The sequence below is a fragment of the Campylobacter concisus genome, assembly GCF_902460895.1.
GTDB classification, from domain to species: domain Bacteria; phylum Campylobacterota; class Campylobacteria; order Campylobacterales; family Campylobacteraceae; genus Campylobacter_A; species Campylobacter_A concisus_BC.
Window position 1 is genome coordinate 1 of record NZ_CABPVL010000012.1, and the last position, 5,883, is coordinate 5,883.

1 protein-coding gene is annotated in these 5,883 nt (G+C 32.3%); it reads left to right on the plus strand.

From position 1 onward, the window contains the following. Positions 1 to 86 precede the first annotated feature (86 nt). The gene (locus tag F3G98_RS09970; RefSeq protein WP_149726116.1) at positions 87 to 5,855 is read left to right on the plus strand and encodes a helicase-like domain-containing protein; all 5,769 of its coding nucleotides are present in this window, start codon (positions 87 to 89) and stop codon (positions 5,853 to 5,855) included. The last annotated feature ends 28 nt before the right edge of the window (positions 5,856 to 5,883 follow it).

Genomic DNA, 5,883 nt, shown 5'->3' on the forward strand with positions numbered 1-5,883 from the left:
GTTATAAAAGTATGTAAAAATCGGCATTTGCCATAAATTTAGATAAAATTTTATTTTAAAATTTTATTTTTTTGTAAGGATTTTAAATGGCAAAACAGAAAAATGATAGTAATCTATATGATAGTCTTGATCTATTTAGTATGGCAGATGCTCATCCAGAATACTTTGGAGGTAATCTCAATTCAATTATAGAAAAAACGATTGATATAGATGCACAGATAAATGAGATAGAAAATAGCTTATTTGAAACTATAAACACAACAGATGTTACACAAAATGAAGAAACCATAATTAATCCTATAAAAAAATTCAATAATACCTTTGAGGACCTAAAACTAAGCGATGCCCTAGAACTAGGTGGGGAAAAGGATAGATTTAGAAAAAATATTGCAGCAATTAAAACTACTAACGAACTTTACCCAAAATTAGATCTTGCTAAGAAAGGCGAAATAGAACTAAATATTACAAGAGAGCAACAGCTAACAATAGCTAACTTTTCAGGCTGGGGAGGAATAAATGGACTATTTGATGAACGCAATGAAAAATGGAAAGATGAAAGAGAAGAGCTCAAAAAGCTACTTAGCGAAAGTGAATATGATGCTGCTAAACGCTCAAATTTAACTGCATATTATACGCCTAAAAATATCGTTTCGGCAATGTATAAAGGTCTCGAAAGACTTGGTATTAATGCCGATAGAGCAGATTTGAACAAAGAAATTCTAGAGCCTAGTGTAGGAAATGGTTCGTTTATTACGTTTAACAAAAACGATAATTTTCATTTTACTGGTCTTGATATTGAACCTCTTACAATTAAAATGAACAAAATTTTATATCCGAATCAAAAAAATAATAACATTGGCTACGAAAAATTTATTTATGATGAGCAGTTTGACGCAGTTGTTGGCAATCCTCCATTTTTAGATGTCCCACTTTTTGATAATAAGCATCAAGATTTATATGGTTCAGCCCATAATTTCTTTATACAAAAAGCCACACAATACAGTTTAAAAGAAGATGGAATAAGTGCTTTTGTAGTAAGTCGTCACTTTATGGATGCTAAATACAATTCAGCAAGAGATGAGATAGCGCAAAATCATACTTTCTTAGGTGCAGTGCGTTTGCCAAACAATGTTTTTAAGCACACAGAGGCTGAAACAGATATCATTTTTCTACAAAAAGGCAAGCATCCTGAGTATAACAAAGAAATATCCAATATTAAATCAACTCAAGTAGCACAAGATGGCACAGAATTAAATCAAAGCATAAACCATTATTTTATTGAAAATCCCCAAAACATACTTGCTAAGCCAGTCTTGAGAAATGGGCAATTTGGAAAAGCAATTTTTTATGATCCAAAAGACGATATAAATTTTAGTCTTGATACAGCAATAGAAAATTTTATAGAAAATCAACTTCCTGCTAACGTATATAAGTGGAGAGAGCCGGCATCTATTATCGACTTTGCAATAGAAAGTTACGACGATGCCTATGACTATGTTAAGGATTTAAAAGAAAATAGCCTTTTAATCTATAATGATCAAATTTGCAAAATAACCTCGTCGATAAACGGAGAAATAAGAGCATCAAAAATTGAAGATTTAAGCCCCACCATCCAAAATAGAATTAAAAAGTATATACCTTTAAGAGACAAACTCAAAGAGCTCATTGCACTAGAGCAGACAGATATCAAAGACGATGATATAAAACTAAAGCAAACAAGAGAACAGCTTAATTTGTTACTAGACAACTATCATATTAGCGAAGGATTTTTATCTGGGAATAAGGCAGCATCATTTAAAAATCTAGATGTAGAGTTTAGCAAAGTCAAAGCTCTAGAAAAAAACTATAAAAAACCTGAACGTGCAAGAGATGGCAAAGAAGCCATAAAGGAAAGCTGCGAAAAGGCTAATATTTTACTTCGCCGAACAATAGGCTTTACTCCTGAAATTTTGTTTGACAATGAAAAGGATGGTGTATTAGTAAGCATGTATCAGTTTGGAAAGATCGATATAAACTATATTTCAAAAAAACTAGGAAAATCAAATATCGAAGTCGAAGATCAAATTATTGCAGAAAAACTGGCTTTTTACGATCCAGAAAAATTATCAAAAGGCGAAAGAGAGCTAATTTTTACTCCAATTTATCTTAGTGGAAATGTCAAGGAAAAATTAAAATCAGCAAAAAATCTACAAGACATTTATGCGGACTTAATGCAAAATAATATAGAAGAACTTAGCAAGGTCATACCACAAGATATTAGCTTTGTTGATATAGACACGAGGTTTGGCAGTTCTTGGATACCAATAAAATACTATGATGATTTTTTAAAGAACGAGCTAAAGACATCAAACTATAATAATGATGCATGGAAACTTCAAAATTTAGGTTCCATGGGCTGGCAAATAGACGGAGATAAATATCATCTTTCACAATATGCAACTTATAACTATTCCGTTGAAGTCAAAGGACTTACCACACAAAGACTAATTAATGGAAATTATGAAATACACCAAAATGTAGGTAACAATAAAAGCGTATATGACATTATAGAAAGTGCTCTAAATAATACACCTATAAAGATTATGGAAAAAACAAATGAGCCTTTGCTAGATAAAGAAGGTAATATTAAGAGAGATAAAGAAGGTAACATAGTCTTTAAACAAGTAATAAATCCAGAAAAAACAGCTGAAGCAAATGCGAAAGTTGAAATGCTAAAAAGCAAATTTAATGAATGGATATATAGCGACCGAGCTAGAGCAAAAGAACTAGAACGTATTTACAACGACAAATTTAACTGCTACGTTAAAGCCAAATTTAATGGAGATGGTTTAGAAATTTTAGGGCTTGATGGCAATATAAAACTTAGAAAGCACCAAAAAGATGCTATTTTTAGAAGCATGGTTCAAAAAAATATTTTACTTGATCACGAAGTTGGGGCTGGCAAAACATATGCAGCAATAGCTGCTGTTATGAAGCAAAAAGAGCTTGGGCTTGTAAAAAAACCTCTAATCATCGTTCCAAACAATCTTGTAACCCAATGGGATCAAAGTATTTTTGATGCATTTCCTAATGCTAATGTGCTAGTGGCAGACGAAAACTCTTTAAGCCCAAAAGAAAGAGACGAGTTTTTGGCTAAAGTAGCAAATAATGACTGGGATGCCGTTGTTATAAAATATACACAAGTAGAAAAACTACCAGTTCCTTTTGAAACACAAAAAAAGATACTTGACAAAGAAATTTATGAGCTAAAAGAAGCTCTTAGATATTACGAGGAACGTGATGAATCAACAAACAGACGTTCTGCACGTCAAGTTGAAAAAATGATAGCTAGAGTTGAAAAAAAAGTGGAAAAACTATTTGACGATAAAGCAAAATCCAAGACAATGGATTTTTCAATGCTTGGTGTTGATAGTATAGTGGTTGATGAGGCACATAACTTTAAAAATTTAGGCGTAATCTCTCCGATGAATGCAAAAGGCAAAGGAGCTAATACTTCAAGCAAGAGAGCATTAAATATGCTTGCACTTACTACCTATATTAACGACAAAAAAGATGGTAAAGTAATGTTTTTAACTGGAACTCCAGTATCAAACTCACTTAGCGAAATTTATAATATGCAGAGATATTTGCAGCCAAAAGAGCTTGAAAATTTAGGCATAGATAGCTTTTCAAATTGGGCTAGTAATTTTGCTGGTATAGATATTGCCCCTGTAAGAGATGCTAGCGGTCGCATAAAAATGGAAGCAAGGTTTTCATCACTTACAAACTTACCTGAGCTATCAAATATACTAAGCCAAACAACAGACACTATCACAAATGATGATATTAAAGCCTTTTCAAAGACATTTGTTCCAAATAAAGAAGTGATTTACGTAAAAAGTGAAAAATCTAAACGTATATCAGATTATATAGGGGAAGCTGATGAAAATGGAATTTACCCTAGATACTCAATTACTGGGCGACTTATTAGTATGGAAGGTGGAGGATATGATCCAAGCATCGATAACCCACTAAAAGTAACAAACGACGCAAAAAAAGCAAGTATTGATTTTAGACTAATAGATCCAACAGCCCCTGATTACCCAAATTCTAAAATAAATATCGCGGTTGATGAGATATTTAAAGAATGGCAAACTTGGGGTGATAAAAAGGGGACTCAGCTTGTATTCTTAGATGTTGGAACACCAAAAAGCACTAGTGATAAATCATTTAACTTAAAACTAGACGAGATATTAGCTAGAGAAGAGCAAAAAACAGAATATGTTGATGAATTCGAGAATATAAATGATACTTTAGAAAACAGCGAGGTATCAGTAGATGATCTTGATGAAAATGGAGAGGTTCTAAAAAAGGATGAATTTGATGATAGTAGATTTTTTCTTTATGGAGATATTTATAAAAAGCTAGTTGATAAAGGAATACCAAGAGAACAAATAGCATTTATACATGATGCAGTTAGCAACGAAGAAAAAGCGGATCTTTTTAAAAAAGTTAATGATGGTGAAGTTAGAGTTCTTTTGGGCAGCCGTGCAAAAATGGGAACAGGAGTAAATGTCCAAAGACGCATCACAGCACTTCACCACATAGATTGTCCATGGAGACCAAGTGATATAACACAAAGCAATGGAAGGGCGATTAGACAAGGTAATCTCTTTTATGAGAACGACCCAGAAAACTTTATAATCAAAGAATTTAGACATATTACTCCTGGAACGTTTGATGAAAGGAACTGGGAGTTGCAGAGCAAAAAGAACGAGGCTATATTAAATTTCAGAAGAGGTGTCGTCGGAGAACGTAGTTTAAATGGCTTTGAGGAGGATTTATTAAATTCAAATGAGGCACGTGCGGTCGCCAGCGAAAATCCTCTCATCTTTACAGAGTTTGAATTAAATGAAGCTATAAAAAAAGAGAGAAATGAGCTCAAACGATATAAAGAACAAGTTTTTTCTAATGGTGAGGAGCAAGAGAAAAACAACATTAGAATGGCTAACATAGAGATACAAATATCTAAAATAGATATCATTAAAGATATAGTAAAACAAAATACAAGCGAAAACTTTACTTGTAAAATGAACAAATATAAAGCCTCTATTGCAACTGGTGGTTTTGAGCCAATAGTGTATGAATTTAATATACCAAAAGATAAAAATGGCACAGATACTAACGAAATAGAAATAAAGCAAAATCAAATGGCAGACATCTTGCAAGATAATATAAATTTACTATTTGCAGAAAAAGAGACGCCAAGAGAGGTTGCAGAATATAAGGGCTTTAAAGTTATTGGAGAAGTTACAAATACAGCATTTAATGGAAATATTATATTTTTTAAGCTCGTAAACAAAGAATACGATATAGAGTTAGAACCAAGATCTCTTGAATATAATGACGATATATCAAAAGGTATTAGCGCAAGAGAACAAATTAGCCTTAGAGGCTTTTTTACAAGAATAAACAATGTCCTAAGTGATGAAGCCCTACAAAAGAGGCTAGAGAAAAATAAAAATGATCTAGAAAAATTAAAAGAATCAAATATTACTTTAAAAGAATGGTTAGCAAGCAACCAAGTTTATCCAAAGCAAGAACTTTTAAACAAACTTCAAAAAGACCTTGAAATTTGTAATTCCGAAAATGAGAAGATGATTGTAGACAGGCAGTATAAAAGTGAGTTTAAAAGTTCAGCACTAGAGGAATATAAAAATTGGGACAAAATTCAAAAAGAGAAGTTGCTTGAAAAGCTAAAAGAGCGAAACAATAATGATCAAGTAGAACGACCAGCATTTACGCAACCACAATATAAATTATCCAAACAAACAGAAGAAAAAAGCAGATCAATAGATACTGGCATCAGTCTTTAATATGGCACATTTTATAATTGTATTAAAT